Raw genomic sequence first — 15,473 nt, forward strand, 5'->3', positions numbered from 1 at the left:
CCAATCGGTCTCTTACTTCAGGATGAGAGGTCGCTGAAGCATGTCCAGTGTAGAACGATCCGACCAGGCTCCTCGCTGGTACGGGCTCGGAGCGAATACCGCGTTCGAGAAGTCCGCTTGGTGGTCGGCACCCGCCCGCTCCAGGTCACAGGACGCGGTCGATGCCAGCGCGCGTGCCTGGAACGCCGCCCACCCCGACCCCGACGAACGCGTCGAGGCTCGCCGTAACGCCGACGCGCTGCACCTCGCGGCGAGTCAGGATCTCGACGAACTCCAGGCACGGCGAGATCGCGAGAGCGAGCAGGAACGCCAGAAAGCCTCGGAGATGGGACGCGCCCAGCAAGAACGGATGCGCGAGTTGATGTCCTGGGTCGACGCGAACTCCCCGATCAAGGAACGCGACATCCACCCGCACCACGAACCCGACCGGAAACGCTCCTACAGCCGTGGTCGTGGTGTGGAGCGGTCGCGATGACTCGGCATCTCGGTGACGGCACCGTGTTGAAAGCGATGCTGCGGGCACGGCATATGCAGACCCACAGTGTGTTCACCCGCGAGTACGAGAAGGTCGCGGCCGAGCACGAACCCGACATGGTCGGGCGGGCACCGAAGAAGGCCCAGTTCTACCGGTGGCTGTCCGGGGACTTGAAAGACCTTCCTTACCCGGGACATTGCCGGGTGCTGGAAGCGATGTTCCCCGCGGTCAAGGTCGAAGAACTCTTCGCGACCGGCCCACGACGCACCGCCAGACGGCAACCCAGTGCGAACCGCATCAACACGCTGACCAAGCCGCCCTCGAAACCTCGCCCGGCCGAGGACGGCGGACCAGAAGCGAAGGCCGCGCGGATGCGGGCCTTGATGTCCTGGGTCGACGCGAACTCCCCACTCAAAGAAGCCGATATCCACCCCGAGCACTACCGGACCTACAGCCGCGGTCGTGGTGTGGAGCGTGGCCGATGAACCAGCAGCGGCGCACACCGAATCACCGTTTGCGCAATGCCATGGTCGAGGCCGGACTGACCGTCGAGCGGTTGGCCGATCGGCTCGATGTCGACCCCAAGACGGTCGAACGCTGGGTCCAGCTCGGCCGCACTCCCTACCCGGCGAACATGCTCAAAACCGCTGTAGCGCTCGGTGTTCGCGAGTCGGAGCTGTGGCCCGACGCGGTGGCCCAACGCCGCAAACACGACTGGCGGGCCAGTGATCACGTGCGGGAACTGATGTCGTGGGTCGACGCGCACTCTCCGCTCAAAGAGGCCGACATCCACACCAACCGCGGCACCGATCGGCAGGTCGACCGCGGACGCGAACCCGCGCCACTCCCGCCGCCGGTATATCAGCGCCGAGGCCGTGGCGACGGACTCGACCGCACCCGATGAACCGCGCGGCCGTAGCCCGGTTTCGTTACCGCCACGACCGCCCCGCCCCGTCTGCGGACATCTCAGATGTCCGCAGACGTCCAGACAAGTACCGCTCAGGACTGATGCCGTCCCCACTGTTCTCGGTCTCATTGCAGTGCAACGTTTTCCACGCTCCTCCAGCAGAAAGGAGGTCGACTCCTGATGAACCACAAGAAGGGGATTTCCCGGGCAGATCGTCCGGCCGAACGTGACCAACGCATCCGGGAACTCCGCGAACTCGGCGCGACCTATCAGCAGATCCGCGCGACGCTCGGGCTCACCGCGCGCGAGATCGACAGCGTTCTCGGCGAAGCGGCGACGCTGGCTTCGGATGGTCATTCACAAAGCGAGATCGCGCGTCGTATCGGGTTGCCGCGCAGCACGGTTCAGCGCATGTTCGCCTCGACCGCGCAGCTTCGTCCGACCGCGCGGATGAATCTCGCGGCCGGGCTGGCAGTGGATATGTATGGGCTCCAGCTCGATGTCCTGGCCTTGTTCCTGAACATGGATCTGCCCCATGTCTACGAACTGGCCAAGCAGCTGCGTAAGGCCGGTGTGGTGCGGGCGTTGTTCGATCAGCCCCCCGGCCCGAAGTGGCTGGTGCCGACCAGCTCGACCGCGGCGACTCATCTCGGCTGGGTGCCGGCCACGACGTGGTCGCCACCGCCGAAGGACGCCGGTCACTACCGCGCCGTCGCGCAGGCCCGGGTGATGTTGGCCGGTACCGACCTCGACGCGTGGATCTCCGAACGCCGTCTCCGCCATGAAGCCGAGATCGAGGCCCGTGATCGTCGCGGGCGCCGGACAGGGTCGATCGGTCATATCCACGACGGCCGGTTCCATGGTGTCGTGGACGGCACCTACGGGTGGTGGGCGGTCGAGGTCGAACTTTCCAGTAAAAGCCCTTCCAACATGGACAAAGCGTTACGGGGCGCGATCTGGACCGCCCGCGACGCCCGACTGATCGGCCTGCTCTACCTGTTCAGCACCAGCGAAGTCGCCGACAACGTCCTCGCGGCCGTCGACCGCCTCCCACCGCAATTGGCCGAACTGGACATGCAGCTGGTCCTGCGTGACTTCGACCGTGATTGGGCCAGTTTCACCACCCACCGCCACGCCATCCGCACCAGTCGCAGCGCGGACAGCGGGCCGCTCACTCCCACGACTTCCCGGAAGGATCTGCCATGACCCACACCGAACCGCTCGCGTTGACTCCCCGCGATATGCGTGCCCTGGCCGCGATCGTGCAGCAGCGTGCCATCCAAGCCGACCTGCTCACCGCACTACTCGGTACGACCCGCACTCACGCGTCGGCGACCCTGACCCGGCTGCGTCGCGCCGACCTGGTTCTGCCCGCGAAAACGGTGTCCTCCGGACTGAAGTGGACGGTACCGACCCCGAAAGGCGTCGCCGAGATCTACGGGCGTCGGTTGCCGGACTGGACACCGTCGCGGGCCGGGTGCGCCCACGGACGCATCGCCACCCAGATCCGCATCGCGCTCGGTGCAACCGATTTCGACGACTGGAACTCCGAACGCGACCTGCGCGTGCTCTACCGCCGCGGCGACGACGGCCACGGTCCCCTCCGCCGATACCCCTACGACGGCCGTTTGGTTCGTACCGGCGGGCGCGGACGGTGGGCGGTCAAGATCGACACCCTCGACGCCAACGCCAGCCCGACCGACGTCCTCACCTCGCTGACGCGCGCCGCGCAGCGCGCCGAACTCGACGGGTGCACACGCCTTCTCTACGTGTGCACAGGCTTGCACACACCCGCCACCATCCGCGCCGCCGCACGCGCCGTCGCTTCCGATCTGATCCTCGACGCGGTCGAACTCGATGACCTCACCGACCCGACAACCGGAAAGGCAGGCGCGGCATGACCACCACCCTGCACACCCCCGACGCGCCACACGCGCACACCAGCGCGCCGACGCCGGTCAAGCCGGTCCGAACCTGGCCGGTACTGCTACTCGCGCTTCCGGCGTTCGTCGCGATCTGGTCCGGCTGGGTCGGACTCGGCGAACTCACCGGATTCGGACCCGTCCACCCGCTGCCCGGGATCGCGGACGGATTCAGCGTGAATACCGCGATCACGCTGCCGATCGGCATGGAAACCTACGCCTCCTACGCCCTCTACGTCTGGCTGTCCGGGCGCATCCACTCCGACCGAACCCGGGCTTATGCGAAGTGGTCGGCGTTCGGCAGCCTCGCCCTCGGTGCGGTCGGGCAGGTCGCCTACCACCTGATGGAAGCCGCCGAGATCGTCGCGGCGCCGTGGCCGGTGACGGTCGGAGTGGCGTGCCTCCCGGTTGTGGTTCTCGGGATGGGTGCGGCGTTGGCGCACATGATCGCCCACGAACGCCACACCAGCGCAACCATGCGCACCCCCGAAGCCCAGACGCGTACCGCCGAAGCGTCGGTGAGCATCACCGCCGAAACCGAACCCGACAACGACCCCGAACCCGAACCGGTACACGCGGTCTCGGTCCGCACCGACCACCCCGAACGCGCCGTCGAAACGCCTGCGGTGGCGCTCGGGGACCGGTGGGACAACATCGCCACCCGCGTGTGCGCTGCCGACCCGAACGGGCGCCGCGACCGCGGCAAGGTCGCCACCATCCTGCGACTGCGTCACGAACAGGGTTGGACCCGCTCCCGCATCGCCGAAGAAGTCGGGCTGTCTCCATCGAGCATCACCCGCACCCTCACCGCCGCCGCGCCCTACACCAACTCCGAGAACTGAGGTCACCTGTCATGAGCATTTCTGATCGCTACCTGCAAGCCACCGACTGCGAAGAACTCACCGGCATCCCCGCCGCCACCTGGCGCTACTGGGCACACATCGGCTCCGGCCCCGCCAGCTTCAAACTCGGCCGCCGCCGCGTCTGGCGACTGTCGGTGATCGAAGCCTGGATCGCCGAACAAGAAGCCGCCACCCGCACCGGAGGAGCCGCGTAACCATGCCCGCACGACGGAACCGCCGGGCCGGAGTCGAAGACCTCTGGACCAAAGAAGAACGCGACCAGGACGGCAACGTCCGGCGCGTTCCGTCCAAACTCCACGGCAAGGGAAAGCGCTGGCGCGCACGCTACGTCGATGACACCGGCCGCGAACAGGCCAAACGATTCGCACGGAAAACCGATGCATCATCCTGGCTCGACGCGCAGGTTTCCGCACTCGTCCAGGGCACTCACGTGTCCCCTCGTGACGCACAGCGAACCGTTCGGCAGTGGACGGAACAGTGGTTGAGGGGCTACGCCAACCAGCGCCACAACACGGTGCAGCTGGCGAAGTGGCACGTTAAGAAGATCGACGCCGAATTCGGCGACCTACAACTGTCGGCCGTTCGGCCGTCCGCGGTCAAGGAATGGACCGCGAAGCTCAAGCGCGACGGCCTGGCCGACAGCTACGTCTACTCGCTCCACAGTCGGCTCTCTCAGATCCTCGGCGACGCCGTGCACGACGGACTCCTCACCCGTAACCCGTGCTCGCGCCGCACTTCACCAGCTGCCGGGCAACAAAAGGTCTACGTTGCCACCACCGAACAGGTGTGGGCACTCTACGACGCGATGCCCGGTCACCTGCGGTCCGCGGTTCTACTCGGCGCGTTCGTCGGCCTCCGGATCTCCGAAGCAGCCGGTCTGCACGTCGACGACATCGACTTCGTTGACGGCGTGGTCTACCCGCAACGCCAATGGCCAGACCGACCGCTGAAGACAAGCGCCAGCGATACCCCGGTCCCCATCCCTGCCGAACTCGTGCAGCTGCTGAAGGACTCCACACACGACTACCCCGGCGAACACGTCGTATGTGACGAACTGGGAAAGGCCGCGTCCCCGTGGGTGATCGGCTGGACGCTCCGCGGGGTGAAGGATCAGATCCCCGGACTTCCGGCCGGATTCAGCTTCCAAGACCTGCGGCACTACTACGCCTCGCTGCTGATCCGCCAGGGCGCCGACATCAAAGCGGTGCAGGCTCGGGTTCGGCACGGCAGCGCCGTGACCACACTGCGGTACTACGCCCACCTGTGGCCGGACGCCGACGAGACGACGCGGGCAGCTGTCGGCAGCGTACTCAGGGACCGACTCGACGGCACTGCGTACTCACTGCGTACCGATGGCCTCGGCACCGAATCCAGCGAGCCCGAAACTGACGGGAATTCGCAGGTCAACCCCGGTTAGTTCAACCCCGCGTAGCTGTGCAGGCCGCTGATCACGATGTTGATGATGAAAAGGTTGAACAGCATCGCGACGAAACCGGCCACATTGATCCACGCCGCTTTCGTATCGCGCCATCCGCTGGTCGCACGGGCGTGGAGGTAGGCGGCGTAGAGCACCCAGGCGATGAAGGAGCAGGTTTCCTTCGGGTCCCAGCCCCAGAAGCGGCCCCAGGCGGCTTCGGCCCAGATGGCGCCGAGGATGACGCCCGCGCCGAAGAGGGGGAAGCCGATGATGGTGGTTTTGTAGGCGAGGCGGTCGAGGGTGCGGGCGTCGGGGAGACGTTTGGCGATGGTGCCGAGGATGTTGGCGGATTCCTGGCCTTCGGGCTGGCGGATGCGGTACAGGAACAGCAGGCTCGCGATGCCGGAGACGAGGAAGACGCCGCTGCCGACGCTGACGATGGTGACGTGCACCGGGAGCCAGAAGGACCGCAGGGCGGGGACGACGGGGGCGGCGTCGGCGTAGAGGACAGTGCCCGCGAGGAACATCAGGAGGATGACGGGGACGAGCAGGAACGCCCACATCGAGCGGTAGCGCTGTTCGCGCAGGAAGATGATGCCGACGACGGTGGCGGCGGCGGTCGCCATGGTGACGAATTCGTACATGTTGCCGAGCGGGAAGCGGTGGGTCGCGAAACCGCGCAACACGATCGAGAGCACCTGGAGCACAATGCCGACGACGAGGACCGAGAACGCCATATTGCCGAGACGTTCGGACAGCGGTCGCGCGACGGGTTCTTCGATCTTGCCCGGGCCGGAACCGGGGCCGCCGACCATCGCGAGTTCACGCTCGGCCACCTGGTTGGCGCGCGTGGTCGCGTACTGCCAGATCAGCAGTATCACCACGAGCGCGTACACGACGATCGCCGATTTGAAGGCGAAGTCGCTGTAGCGTGCGAGGTTTTCGTCGATCTGCATGGTCACTCTCCGGTCGGGTCGGCGTCGCGCGCCGGTTTCGGCTCGGTGCTCGACGCGGCGGTGTTCGTCGCGCCCGGTTCGGCAGGCTGCCCGGATTCCGGGGCCTTGCGCGCGGGTTCACCGCCGCGGAGTTCCGGCTCGTCGAGCAGACGCTCCCGCAGCTGTTCGAATTCACCGCCCCAACCGGCCTGATCGGTTCTGGCGAGCCCGCCCATCTCTACTACAGTACGTCGTTGACCAACCGTACCGGCTCCGCCCGCTTCGGGATAGACCCGGATCCAGACCCGCCGCCGCTTCACCAGCAGCGAGACCAGCAGCCCCGCCATCATCGCCAGCGCGCTCACCAGCACCCATTTCTGGGCCGGGTCGTGCGAGACCTGGAGGTTCACGAATTCCTGTGCGCCGTCGAAGGTCACCTTCGCGCCGCTGGGCAGGGTGGTCGATTCGCCGGGACGCAGGTTGACCCTGGCCTCCTTGCTCAACCTGCCCTGTCGGATCTGTTCGGAGTCCAGCGCGAACAGCGATTGCGGCCTGCCGGTGTCGAGACCGGTGTCGCCCCGGTAGATGTCGACCGCGACAGCGGGATCGTTCATCGCCGGATACGACGAGGTCAGCAGATTCCCGTGGAAGAACGCGGTCGGCGCGAACAGACCCTCGATGGCGATCTGGTTCTTGCGGCGTTCCGCCTCGGTCGCGTACATGCCGCCGGGCGGGTCGATGCGCAGCACACCGCTGGACAGGAAGGTACGGGCGTCGTCGGGACGCCACTGGATGGTCTCGGTGCGGGTCTGCCCGTTCGGGAAGGTGACGGTGAAGGTCGGCGCGAAACCGTGGCCTTGCAGGTAGAGGCGGTCACCCGCGACGCGAAGCGGATGGTTGACCCGGATATCGGTGGCACGCCAGGTGTCGGTCCGCAGATCCTCGCCCGACTGGTATTCGATATTCGAGGTGAACATCTCGGCCTGGCCGCTTTCCAGGTAGTCGGCCTCGAAATCCTTGACGCGCACACACAGCGGGGTCATGCCGGTGCCGTCGTTGACGTTGCCCGCCTTGAACGAATCGAATACCGCGGGTGAGGTGGTGCAGAAACCCGGCCCGTTGTTCGCGATGACGATGACGCTGCCCTCGTAACCGAACAACTTGCCGACCGCGATGGCGATCAACAGCCCGACCAGCGCCAGGTGGAACACCAGATTGCCGAGTTCGCGGGTGTACCCCTTCTCGGCGGAGAGCGTGATCTCGCCCTCGCGCGCCCGCTCGCCGCCGGAGCGGATCTCGGTGCGCCATCCGCGCAGCCGGGTCCGCGACAATTCGATGACCTGTTCCGGCGTGGCGTCGACGGTCTCCTCGTGATGCAGCGACAGCCTGGCCAGATTGCGCGGCGTCGGCACCGGCGGGGTGCGCAGCGCGCGGTAGTGATCGAGGCAGCGCGGCAGGATGCAGCCGACGAGCGAGATGAACAGCAGCACGTAGACGGCGGTGAACCAGAAACTGGAGAACACGTCGAACAGTTCGAACCGGTCCATCCACCGCCCGAGCGTGGGACGGTCGGCGATGTACTGCTCGACCTTCTGGGTGTTCAGATTGCGTTGCGGCAGCAGCGCGCCCGGGATCGCGGCCAGCGCCAGCAGGAACAGCAACACCAGCGCGGTGCGCATACTGGTCAGCCCGCGCCACGCGTTGCGCACCACCGCCCAGAGGCGACCCGGCAGGGACTGGCGCGGGGGCGGGGCCGACGCGGTGGTGGACGGCGTTTCGGTCATCGTCATATCGGCAGCGTCACCTCGGAGACGAACGCGTCGCGCACCCAGCCGACGAACTGATCCCATGCCCCCGTGACCAGCGCGACGCCGACCGCGACGAGCAGAATGCCCCCGATGACCTGGATGGTGCGCGAATTACGGCGCAGCCAGCCGACACCGCGCAGCGCGGTGGCCGACCCGAATGCCAGGATCACGAACGGTAATCCGAGCCCGAGGCAGTAGGCGACGATGAGCGCGACCCCGCGCGCCGCGGTGGTGCCGTCGGTGCCGGCGGATACCGCCATGACACCGGAGAGCGTCGGGCCCAGGCACGGCGTCCAGCCGAGGGCGAAGACCGCGCCGAGCAAGGGCGCGCCGAGAATGCCGGTCAGCCTGCGCGGTTCCATCCTGGTGTCGCGTTGCAACGCGGGCACGAGCCCGATGAACACCAATCCCATGAGGATCGTGACCACGCCGCCGATGCGTTGCAGCAGTTCACGATTCATGTTCAGGGTCTGGATGACGCCGAAGACGGTGGCGGTGGCGAGCACGAACACCACGGTGAACCCGGCGACGAACAGCCCGGCCGCACCGGCGACCCGCATCCGCCCCGCCCTGATCTGCTCCTTGGACACCTCGGCCGCCGTTGCCGGGTCGTCGCTCGCCCGTTCGGCGACGGCGACCGAACCGCGCCGCGCACCGCTCGCCTGCGCGAGGGTCGCGGGCGGGGCCTCGGCACCGACAAGGCCCGCGAGATATGACAGGTAGCCGGGTACGAGCGGCACCACGCACGGCGACGCGAACGACACGAGTCCGGCGAGTACGCACGCCCCCAACGCGAGCAGTAGCGGCCCGGTCGCCGCGGTCTGCTGGAAGGAATCCCCCACACTCGCGAGCACCATCAGCACGACCTTCCCGCCGGAGCCTGCGAGTACCGCGCACGACTCGACCGCCCCACGGCGGCCTGCCCCGGGGCGATCACTGCGAAACCTCCGCCGCGACACGGGTTACCACCGGTTGCAGATCCTCGGCGAGCAGCGATTTCAGGAATACCGCCGCCACCCGGTGATCACGGTCGAGCACCAGCGTCGTCGGGATCACGCTGGTCGGGAAATTACCGCCGAGCGCGAGCAGGGTCCGCATGGACGGGTCGTAGATGGAGGGATAGCCGATCTTGTTGTCGGTCACGAAATCCTGGGCCTTGTCGCGCTGCGGATCGCGGACGTTGATGCCGAGGAATACGACGCCGCTGTCCTTGGTCGCCTCGTAGACCTGTTCGAGGGCGGGCGCTTCGGCGCGGCACGGACCGCACCACTGGCCCCACAGATTCAGGACGACCACCTTGCCCGGGAAGTCCTGGACCGAGACGGTTTTGCCTTCGGTCATCAGATCCTCGCCGGACAGACCGCCAATGGTGCCGCGCGAACTCGGCGGGTCGTACAGGATGGTGGTCTTGCCGCCCGGCGAGACGAATTCGAAGGTGCCGCCCGAAGCCACCGCGTCCGATCCGGTCGAGCAACCCGTCAGCGCGGCGACCAGCGCGACGCAGGCGAGCAGCACCGCACCGACGCGCCGAACCGGAATTCGACGCATCGGTGACACATGTGCCGTGGAACGGCGTGACACATGTGCCGTGGAACGGGCGGAACGAATCATGCGCCGTGTACCGACGGGTCCGACCCGCCCGCGGGCTCGGAGTAGACGATGTCGACGAGGGTGTCGCCCTGGTACACCAGCGAGGTCAGCGAGGCAAGCGAGCACTGACGCTGGCGCGGATCGTGCCAGAGCCGCTGGCCCTGGAGGAATCGGCGCAGGGTCCAGACCGGCAGCTGATGTGAGACGAGCACGGCCTCGTGTCCGGCCGCCTCGACCCGTGCCTTGTTCACCGCGGCGAGCATGCGGTGGGCGATCTGTAGATACGGCTCGCCCCACGACGGGGTGAACGGGTCGCGCAGTTTCCACCAGTGCCTCGGCTTGCGCAGCGCGCCGTCGCCGACCGAAACACGCAGGCCCTCGAAGGTATTGCCCGCCTCGATCAGATTCTCGTCGGTGCGAACCACCAGACCGTGCTGCGAAGCGATCGGCTCCGCGGTCTCCTGCGCACGCTGCAACGGCGAGGCGATCACCACGCTGAGATCGTGATCGGACAGTGCCCGCGCGACCGCCCCCGCCTGCGCCCGGCCCGTCACCGACAGGCTGAACCCGGGCAGTCGGCCGTAGAGGATGCCTTTCGGGTTGTGCACTTCACCGTGCCGCAGCACGTGCACGATCGTCTCCAGGCTCGCGTCGACCGGCTCCGGCTCGGATTCGACCTCCGGTTCGCTCGGGCGGGCGACGGTGGTCGTGGCGGAGGACACAGTGGGAACAGCGGAGACCGTGCTCGACTCGACGACAGCCGTGCCGACATTTCCATCCGAATCGGCGACAGCCGAATCGACGGACTCGGACACGGTGCCGATGGAGTCACCGCTGGCCGGTGCGGCGGATTCGGCGGGCGTGCCCTCCACCCGTCGCTGTGGGTCGTCGGGCTGTTCGAGGTCGGAACTCACGCGCGGGATCCTTCGGGGGTGGCGGCCGCGGCCGCGTGTGCGGCGGCGGGCAGAGCGGCGGCGATACGGTCGAACGCGTCCTCGTCGAGCGCCGCCGAGACGAACCATGCCTCGAACGCGCTCGGCGGCGCGTACACCCCGGCGTCGAGCAGGGCGTGGAAGAAGGCGGGGAAACGCCAGGTCTCACTGGCCTTGGCGGCCGCGTAGTCGGTCACCGGGCGATCGGCGAAGAACACGCTCACCATATTGCCTGCGAACTGCACCTGATGCTCGACCCCGGCCGCGGTGAGCGCCTCGGTGAACAGCCCGCCGAGCCGATCCGCGTTGCGATCGAGCGCCGCGTAGACGGCGTCGTCGGCCGCGCGCAAGGTAGCAAGACCAGCGGCGACGGCGACGGGATTACCGGAGAGCGTGCCCGCCTGATAGACCGGGCCGAGCGGGGCCAGTTGATTCATGATCTCGGCGCGTCCGCCGAACGCGGCGGCGGGCAGGCCACCGCTCATGACCTTGCCGAAGGTGTAGAGATCGCCCGCGACGCCCTCGCGCCCGAACCAGCCCGCGCGGCCGACCCGGAAACCGGTCATCACCTCGTCCATGATCAGCAGCGCGCCGTGTTCGGCGGTGAGGGCGCGCAGGCCCTCGTTGAAAGCGGGCAGCGGCGCGACCGCGCCCATATTGCCCGCGGCGGCCTCGGTGATCACACAGGCGATCTCACCGGGGTTGGCGGCGAAGGTCTCGGCGACGGCCGTCAGGTCGTTGTAGGGCAGCACCAGGGTGTCGCCCGCCTGGGCGCCGGTGACGCCGGGCGAGGTCGGCAGGCCGAGTGTCGCGACACCGGAACCCGCGTCGGCCAGCAGCGCGTCGACGTGCCCGTGATAGCAACCGGAGAATTTGATGATCTTGGCGCGACCGGTGTAGCCGCGCGCCAGCCGGACCGCGCTCATGGTGGCCTCGGTGCCCGAGTTCACCAGCCGCACCCGCTCCACCGGATCGACCCGGTCGACGATGACTTCGGCGAGTTCGATCTCGGCCTCGGTCGGCGCGCCGAACGACAGACCGTTGGTCGCCGCTCGCTGGACCGCTTCCACGACGGCGGGATGGGCGTGGCCGAGGATCATCGGACCCCACGAGCAGACGAGGTCGACGTACTCGTTGCCGTCGGCGTCGGTCAACGTGTATCCGTCGGCCGAGGCGATGAACCGGGGCGTGCCGCCCACCGATTTGAACGCTCGTACCGGCGAATTGACGCCGCCTGGGATAACCGAACTCGCCCGGTCGAAGAGCTGAGCGGAAATCGGTACAGCGGCCCTGGTCACGCGCGGAGAAGAACTCACGGCCTCCAGTGTCTCAGCCCGCGCGGGCGGGGTCGACGACAGGGTGTAGTGGAGTGACGCGCGCCGCACTTCCGATGATCGGCAACACGCCGATCCTTCGACGGCGATATCGGTCGCTGGAGGATTGCCGGTGCGTAATCTCGGGCGTTGTCGCATCCGCATCGGCCCAGGAGTCGCTTATATGAGGATCACCGTCATCAGGACTGTCACCCTCGCCGCGGTCAGCGCCGCGGCCGTCTGCTTCGGCGCCGCGACGGCGACCGCCGCGGTTCCGCTGGCCCAACCGGACCAGGGTCGGATCGGTGTGCAACTCAGCCACGGCGAGACCGAGGCGCTGGCGGGCGGCCCGATCCCCGCACTGGTCACCATGGTGGTGCCGCTGAACCGGATCGGCGCGGGCCTGCACAGCGACACCCAGATCTATCGTGACGCGAACGGCGGCGTACACGCCTCGTTGCGGCAGGTCATCTCCGAGACGACGAACCATCCCGACGGTTCGATCACCCTGTACCTGAACGCGCCAGGCACCAGAGACGGTCGCGTATTCGACATCTATCAGAACTGGACGCAGTAGTGCGCGGCCGACCGCGGGCCGTTCGCCCGCGGTCGGCATCGGCACTACGCGTGCCGGTTTCTCAGGAGTACATGCACGGCACGTCGGCCGAGATGGTGTGCAGCTGGCACATGAAGTTGTTGTAGATGCCGGCCGAACCGGACTCGGGGAGCAGAACCTGCTCCGCGGCCGGGGCGTTCTCCAGCGGCAGCCCGCTCGGCGCCGCCGTCGCGGGACCGGCCGTGAGCCCGACCGCCGCAACCGCCGCCAGAGCCACGCCGAATTTCGCCACCAGAACTCTCACAGATAACACCTTCCATCGAAATATATTGGGCGACAGTCGATCACCGTGGTCGATGATGCTGCCGCTCGACAAGTCGGCGGCGAGGGCGCGTCCGTTACCGACACGCGTCCGCGACACGCCGTCGCGCGGAATGTCGGCAACGATGTCCGTCGCTAGGTCACACCGACGCAGAAGAGGGCGGAGCCGGTCGAGAGTAGGCAGGCCAGCGGCGCGGGTAGTACACGGAGCGTTCCCGGCGGCACGGTGGGGAGCAGCCCTTGTCGCAGCGGGCCGGAGGACGACGTGGGCTCGATGGTCGCGGCGGGTGTTTCAGGCGCCTGCGCCGTCGCGGTGGAACCACCGATGAGGCCGCCCGCCACGAGTGCCACGGCAATCGTCGTCGCGTAGGTTCTCGGCTTCATGCACTAGGCATGCCCGGGTCCGGGACAGCGAAACGGTATGCGGTGCGGGCGGTTCTGTGAAAGGTGGAACGGCGAATTCGTCGCACCGGCCACGACACTCAATTGAGCGCGATCTGTCCAGTCGACCGCACGACGCGCGCCGCACCGTCTATGACGAGTAATCCGGCCACGCAGACCAGGAAGGCGGCGAGCACCAGCCACGGCGCCACATAGCGGGTCGAATCGAAGGCGGGCAGGTCGCCGATGGGCGCGAAGGTGGTCGTCACCACACCGTTGCCCCAGCTCAGGACCGCTCCGATCACGCAGAGCAGGGCGATCACCGCCTCGCCGAGAGCTGTACTCGTCGCTCGCCTCACGGTCGTCTCCCTTCTCGCCGAGTCGATTCCCGGACTCCTCGATCTTGCCCGACGCGTGGAATTTCGGCGAAGTTCCGGCTCGTGTCGACGTCTCCGGTATGCGGGCGCGTACCGGATTCCCCGACTCTCCCGGCAGGTCGGTCACCCATACTCCCGGCAGTCCGGATCTAGACGGATCTACCCGATTTCTCGACCATCTCGGACCCCTTCGATATCTCGGGGTTCCCGGGCGAATCGGGCTCCTCGGAGTTCTGGTGCACACCGGCACTCTCGAACGTCTCGGGCTCCCCGACCGTCACGGTTTCCCCAAGCGTCTCGGACTTCCCGAGAGTCTCCGACTTCGCGGGAGTCTCCACCGACTCCCCATCACCGGACGACCGCGGTGACACCGCCGACTCCAACGCCGCACGCAGCCCACGATGATCCCGCGCCCACGCCTGCACCAGACCGCCGTCGGCGAGCTTCAGCCCGATCCCCGTCCGGCGCCGGGGCACGCCGGTCAATTCCCCGAGCGCCCGCGCCGATTCCCATTCCTCGTCGTCCCAGGAGTTGCGGTCGCGTTCGGGGAGCACTTCCGCGATCGAGCTCAGCGGGAGGGTTTCCGCGCCGTCGCGCAGGGCGGTTTCGGTGAGTTCGACACTCACGTGTCGTTGACCCGCCACTACTTGCAAGGCGACGAAACCCGCGACGAGTGCGCCGCAGAAGACAAGGGCGAACCAGTGCACGGGACTCGACGAGACGATTTCGACGATGAGCACGATCGCGCAGAGCACGGGGCCGTAGGCGACGCTGCGCCAGCGCGCGCCCGGCTCGAGGAACAGGACGGTGGCGTCTTGCGGTTCGGTCACCGCGTCGGGCCGATCACGCGGACGGAACCGTGGCGAATAGCGGGCAGGATCAGCCGACCACACCGGGCAGCAGCAACAGGGCGACGGTAAGGACACCGAACAGGATCAGCAGGCTCAGCACGAGCAGCTCCCGTCGAATGCTCTGTGGCTGTTGGATGACCACGCGCATCGATGCCTCCGATCTCCCGAAGCTTTCGGAAGGCGCTCTTACGCAAGGTAAGGCGAACGCGCGACCGACAACTACCGGTTCCCATGTCCACTGTGACAACCCTCACCATACATGCCGCCCCGCCGCCGACAAACTTCGTGCCCGGTTGCCTGTTGTTTACCGACGGTTCACCAGGAAGTAAGCGGTCGAATCACGACGATGGCCCAGGAAAATCGCGCCGCCCGCGAGCACGCCCTGAACGATCGACGCACCGCCCGCGACCAGTGTCGCGACCCCGCCCACCGTGTCCAGAGTGAACAGCGTGCCGACGGCCATGAACACCAACCAGACGCCGACGACGGTCAGCAGCGTCCGTGCCCACAATTTGCCCCGCCCGAACATGTACACGAACAAAATCCCGAGCCCGGTGATCGCCAGGCCGACCAGAACCACCATGACGAAGACGACCAGAACCATCGCATCGGCGAAGGCCGGGGTGGTATTCGGATCGGTCTCGCGCAATTGCTCGAGTATCTGCTCGCCGAAATCCTGTCGTTGTCCGAGTGCCGCGATCATCGAGGCCGTGAGTTGCACGACACCGAATCCGATCACACCCCACCACAGTTGCCACGCGGTTCGGACGTCTTCGGGCATGGGCGGGCGTGGAGGCGGTCCGACACTCACCGGGTAGTGCATAT

19 protein-coding genes and 1 pseudogene are annotated in these 15,473 nt (G+C 67.3%); 9 read left to right on the forward strand and 11 right to left on the reverse strand.

The features are described from left to right. The first annotated feature begins 40 nt into the window (after positions 1–40). The 8 genes from OG225_RS30945 to OG225_RS30980 all read left to right on the forward strand — a co-directional run bounded on the left by OG225_RS30945 (position 41) and on the right by OG225_RS30980 (position 5,584). Entirely contained in the window at positions 41–475 is a 435-nt protein-coding gene (locus tag OG225_RS30945) for a hypothetical protein (protein ID WP_405178426.1), read from the forward strand. Beyond that, complete coding sequence (locus tag OG225_RS30950) at positions 472–960, forward strand: hypothetical protein (RefSeq protein ID WP_405178427.1); 489 nt, start codon at positions 472–474, stop codon at positions 958–960. Before OG225_RS30945 ends, OG225_RS30950 begins: the two co-directional genes overlap by 4 nt. Then, positions 957–1,379 (forward strand): helix-turn-helix domain-containing protein, encoded by a 423-nt coding sequence (locus tag OG225_RS30955; protein ID WP_405178428.1) that lies wholly within the window; start codon positions 957–959, stop codon positions 1,377–1,379. The genes OG225_RS30950 and OG225_RS30955 overlap by 4 nt, the downstream gene beginning before the upstream one ends. A 183-nt stretch (positions 1,380–1,562) precedes the next feature. After that, positions 1,563–2,588 (forward strand): hypothetical protein, encoded by a 1,026-nt coding sequence (locus OG225_RS30960; RefSeq protein ID WP_405178429.1) that lies wholly within the window; start codon positions 1,563–1,565, stop codon positions 2,586–2,588. Further along, positions 2,585–3,283: a hypothetical protein gene (locus OG225_RS30965; RefSeq protein ID WP_405178430.1), complete on the forward strand. Its 699-nt coding sequence runs from the start codon at positions 2,585–2,587 to the stop codon at positions 3,281–3,283. The genes OG225_RS30960 and OG225_RS30965 overlap by 4 nt, the downstream gene beginning before the upstream one ends. Beyond that, on the forward strand, positions 3,280–4,146 hold the full coding sequence (locus OG225_RS30970; protein WP_405178431.1) for a helix-turn-helix domain-containing protein: 867 nt from the start codon (positions 3,280–3,282) through the stop codon (positions 4,144–4,146). Before OG225_RS30965 ends, OG225_RS30970 begins: the two co-directional genes overlap by 4 nt. An 11-nt stretch (positions 4,147–4,157) precedes the next feature. Next, positions 4,158–4,361 (forward strand): helix-turn-helix transcriptional regulator, encoded by a 204-nt coding sequence (locus OG225_RS30975; protein WP_405178432.1) that lies wholly within the window; start codon positions 4,158–4,160, stop codon positions 4,359–4,361. Positions 4,362–4,363: 2 nt separating this feature from the next. Beyond that, the gene (locus OG225_RS30980) at positions 4,364–5,584 is read left to right on the forward strand and encodes a tyrosine-type recombinase/integrase (RefSeq protein WP_405178433.1); all 1,221 of its coding nucleotides are present in this window, start codon (positions 4,364–4,366) and stop codon (positions 5,582–5,584) included. Here OG225_RS30980 and ccsB read toward each other — a convergent pair. From ccsB to hemL, 6 genes are all read right to left on the reverse strand, one after another. Next, entirely contained in the window at positions 5,581–6,540 is a 960-nt protein-coding gene (gene ccsB, locus OG225_RS30985) for a c-type cytochrome biogenesis protein CcsB (protein ID WP_216916921.1), read from the reverse strand. The two genes, OG225_RS30980 and ccsB, sit on opposite strands and share 4 nt — an antisense overlap. 2 nt (positions 6,541–6,542) lie before the next feature. Next, entirely contained in the window at positions 6,543–8,309 is a 1,767-nt protein-coding gene (locus OG225_RS30990) for a cytochrome c biogenesis protein ResB (protein WP_405178434.1), read from the reverse strand. Beyond that, entirely contained in the window at positions 8,306–9,184 is an 879-nt protein-coding gene (locus OG225_RS30995) for a cytochrome c biogenesis CcdA family protein (RefSeq protein ID WP_216916933.1), read from the reverse strand. The genes OG225_RS30990 and OG225_RS30995 overlap by 4 nt, the downstream gene beginning before the upstream one ends. A gap of 76 nt (positions 9,185–9,260) precedes the next feature. After that, positions 9,261–9,875 carry a TlpA disulfide reductase family protein gene (locus tag OG225_RS31000; RefSeq protein WP_405178435.1) on the reverse strand — a complete coding sequence of 205 codons (615 nt, stop codon included), beginning with the start codon at positions 9,873–9,875 and terminating at the stop codon, positions 9,261–9,263. A 59-nt stretch (positions 9,876–9,934) separates the two neighbouring features. Beyond that, positions 9,935–10,561 carry a histidine phosphatase family protein gene (locus OG225_RS31005; protein ID WP_216916932.1) on the reverse strand — a complete coding sequence of 209 codons (627 nt, stop codon included), beginning with the start codon at positions 10,559–10,561 and terminating at the stop codon, positions 9,935–9,937. A gap of 266 nt (positions 10,562–10,827) precedes the next feature. After that, positions 10,828–12,165 carry a glutamate-1-semialdehyde 2,1-aminomutase gene (gene hemL / locus OG225_RS31010; RefSeq protein WP_405178436.1) on the reverse strand — a complete coding sequence of 446 codons (1,338 nt, stop codon included), beginning with the start codon at positions 12,163–12,165 and terminating at the stop codon, positions 10,828–10,830. Between the two features lie 181 nt (positions 12,166–12,346). Here hemL and OG225_RS31015 point away from each other — a divergent pair, with 181 nt between their 5' ends. Then, positions 12,347–12,739 (forward strand): hypothetical protein, encoded by a 393-nt coding sequence (locus tag OG225_RS31015; RefSeq protein ID WP_216916917.1) that lies wholly within the window; start codon positions 12,347–12,349, stop codon positions 12,737–12,739. A gap of 61 nt (positions 12,740–12,800) precedes the next feature. Here the strand turns inward: OG225_RS31015 and OG225_RS31020 are convergent, their stop codons facing one another. From OG225_RS31020 to OG225_RS31040, 5 genes and pseudogenes are all read right to left on the reverse strand, one after another. Further along, positions 12,801–13,022, reverse strand: a complete 222-nt coding sequence (locus OG225_RS31020) for a hypothetical protein (RefSeq protein ID WP_216916916.1) — start codon at positions 13,020–13,022, stop codon at positions 12,801–12,803. A 152-nt stretch (positions 13,023–13,174) separates the two neighbouring features. Continuing rightward, positions 13,175–13,423: a hypothetical protein gene (locus OG225_RS31025; protein WP_216916915.1), complete on the reverse strand. Its 249-nt coding sequence runs from the start codon at positions 13,421–13,423 to the stop codon at positions 13,175–13,177. Between the two features lie 98 nt (positions 13,424–13,521). Next, a complete protein-coding gene (locus OG225_RS31030; RefSeq protein WP_405178437.1) occupies positions 13,522–13,779 on the reverse strand; it encodes a hypothetical protein in 258 nt (85 codons plus the stop codon). Positions 13,780–14,138: 359 nt separating this feature from the next. Then, a pseudogene (locus tag OG225_RS31035) lies at positions 14,139–14,627 on the reverse strand (hypothetical protein); the annotation flags it as partial. 325 nt (positions 14,628–14,952) lie between these two features. Then, positions 14,953–15,471 carry a hypothetical protein gene (locus OG225_RS31040; protein WP_405183424.1) on the reverse strand — a complete coding sequence of 173 codons (519 nt, stop codon included), beginning with the start codon at positions 15,469–15,471 and terminating at the stop codon, positions 14,953–14,955. Positions 15,472–15,473: the final 2 nt, after the last annotated feature.

The organism is Nocardia sp. NBC_01377 (genome assembly GCF_045040005.1).
Classification (GTDB): domain Bacteria; phylum Actinomycetota; class Actinomycetes; order Mycobacteriales; family Mycobacteriaceae; genus Nocardia; species Nocardia noduli.

Coding starts and splice junctions, on each gene's coding strand:
- ccsB (WP_216916921.1), bottom strand. CDS start 6,540: ATGCAGATCGACGAAAACCTCGCACGCTACAGCGACTTCGCCTTCAAA.
- OG225_RS31015 (WP_216916917.1), top strand. CDS start 12,347: ATGAGGATCACCGTCATCAGGACTGTCACCCTCGCCGCGGTCAGCGCC.
- OG225_RS31000 (WP_405178435.1), bottom strand. CDS start 9,875: ATGCGTCGAATTCCGGTTCGGCGCGTCGGTGCGGTGCTGCTCGCCTGC.
- OG225_RS30995 (WP_216916933.1), bottom strand. CDS start 9,184: ATGGTGCTCGCGAGTGTGGGGGATTCCTTCCAGCAGACCGCGGCGACC.
- OG225_RS31025 (WP_216916915.1), bottom strand. CDS start 13,423: ATGAAGCCGAGAACCTACGCGACGACGATTGCCGTGGCACTCGTGGCG.
- OG225_RS31040 (WP_405183424.1), bottom strand. CDS start 15,471: ATGCACTACCCGGTGAGTGTCGGACCGCCTCCACGCCCGCCCATGCCC.
- OG225_RS30990 (WP_405178434.1), bottom strand. CDS start 8,309: ATGACGATGACCGAAACGCCGTCCACCACCGCGTCGGCCCCGCCCCCG.
- OG225_RS30980 (WP_405178433.1), top strand. CDS start 4,364: ATGCCCGCACGACGGAACCGCCGGGCCGGAGTCGAAGACCTCTGGACC.
- OG225_RS30960 (WP_405178429.1), top strand. CDS start 1,563: ATGAACCACAAGAAGGGGATTTCCCGGGCAGATCGTCCGGCCGAACGT.
- OG225_RS30950 (WP_405178427.1), top strand. CDS start 472: ATGACTCGGCATCTCGGTGACGGCACCGTGTTGAAAGCGATGCTGCGG.
- OG225_RS30965 (WP_405178430.1), top strand. CDS start 2,585: ATGACCCACACCGAACCGCTCGCGTTGACTCCCCGCGATATGCGTGCC.
- OG225_RS30970 (WP_405178431.1), top strand. CDS start 3,280: ATGACCACCACCCTGCACACCCCCGACGCGCCACACGCGCACACCAGC.
- OG225_RS30955 (WP_405178428.1), top strand. CDS start 957: ATGAACCAGCAGCGGCGCACACCGAATCACCGTTTGCGCAATGCCATG.
- OG225_RS30975 (WP_405178432.1), top strand. CDS start 4,158: ATGAGCATTTCTGATCGCTACCTGCAAGCCACCGACTGCGAAGAACTC.
- OG225_RS30945 (WP_405178426.1), top strand. CDS start 41: ATGTCCAGTGTAGAACGATCCGACCAGGCTCCTCGCTGGTACGGGCTC.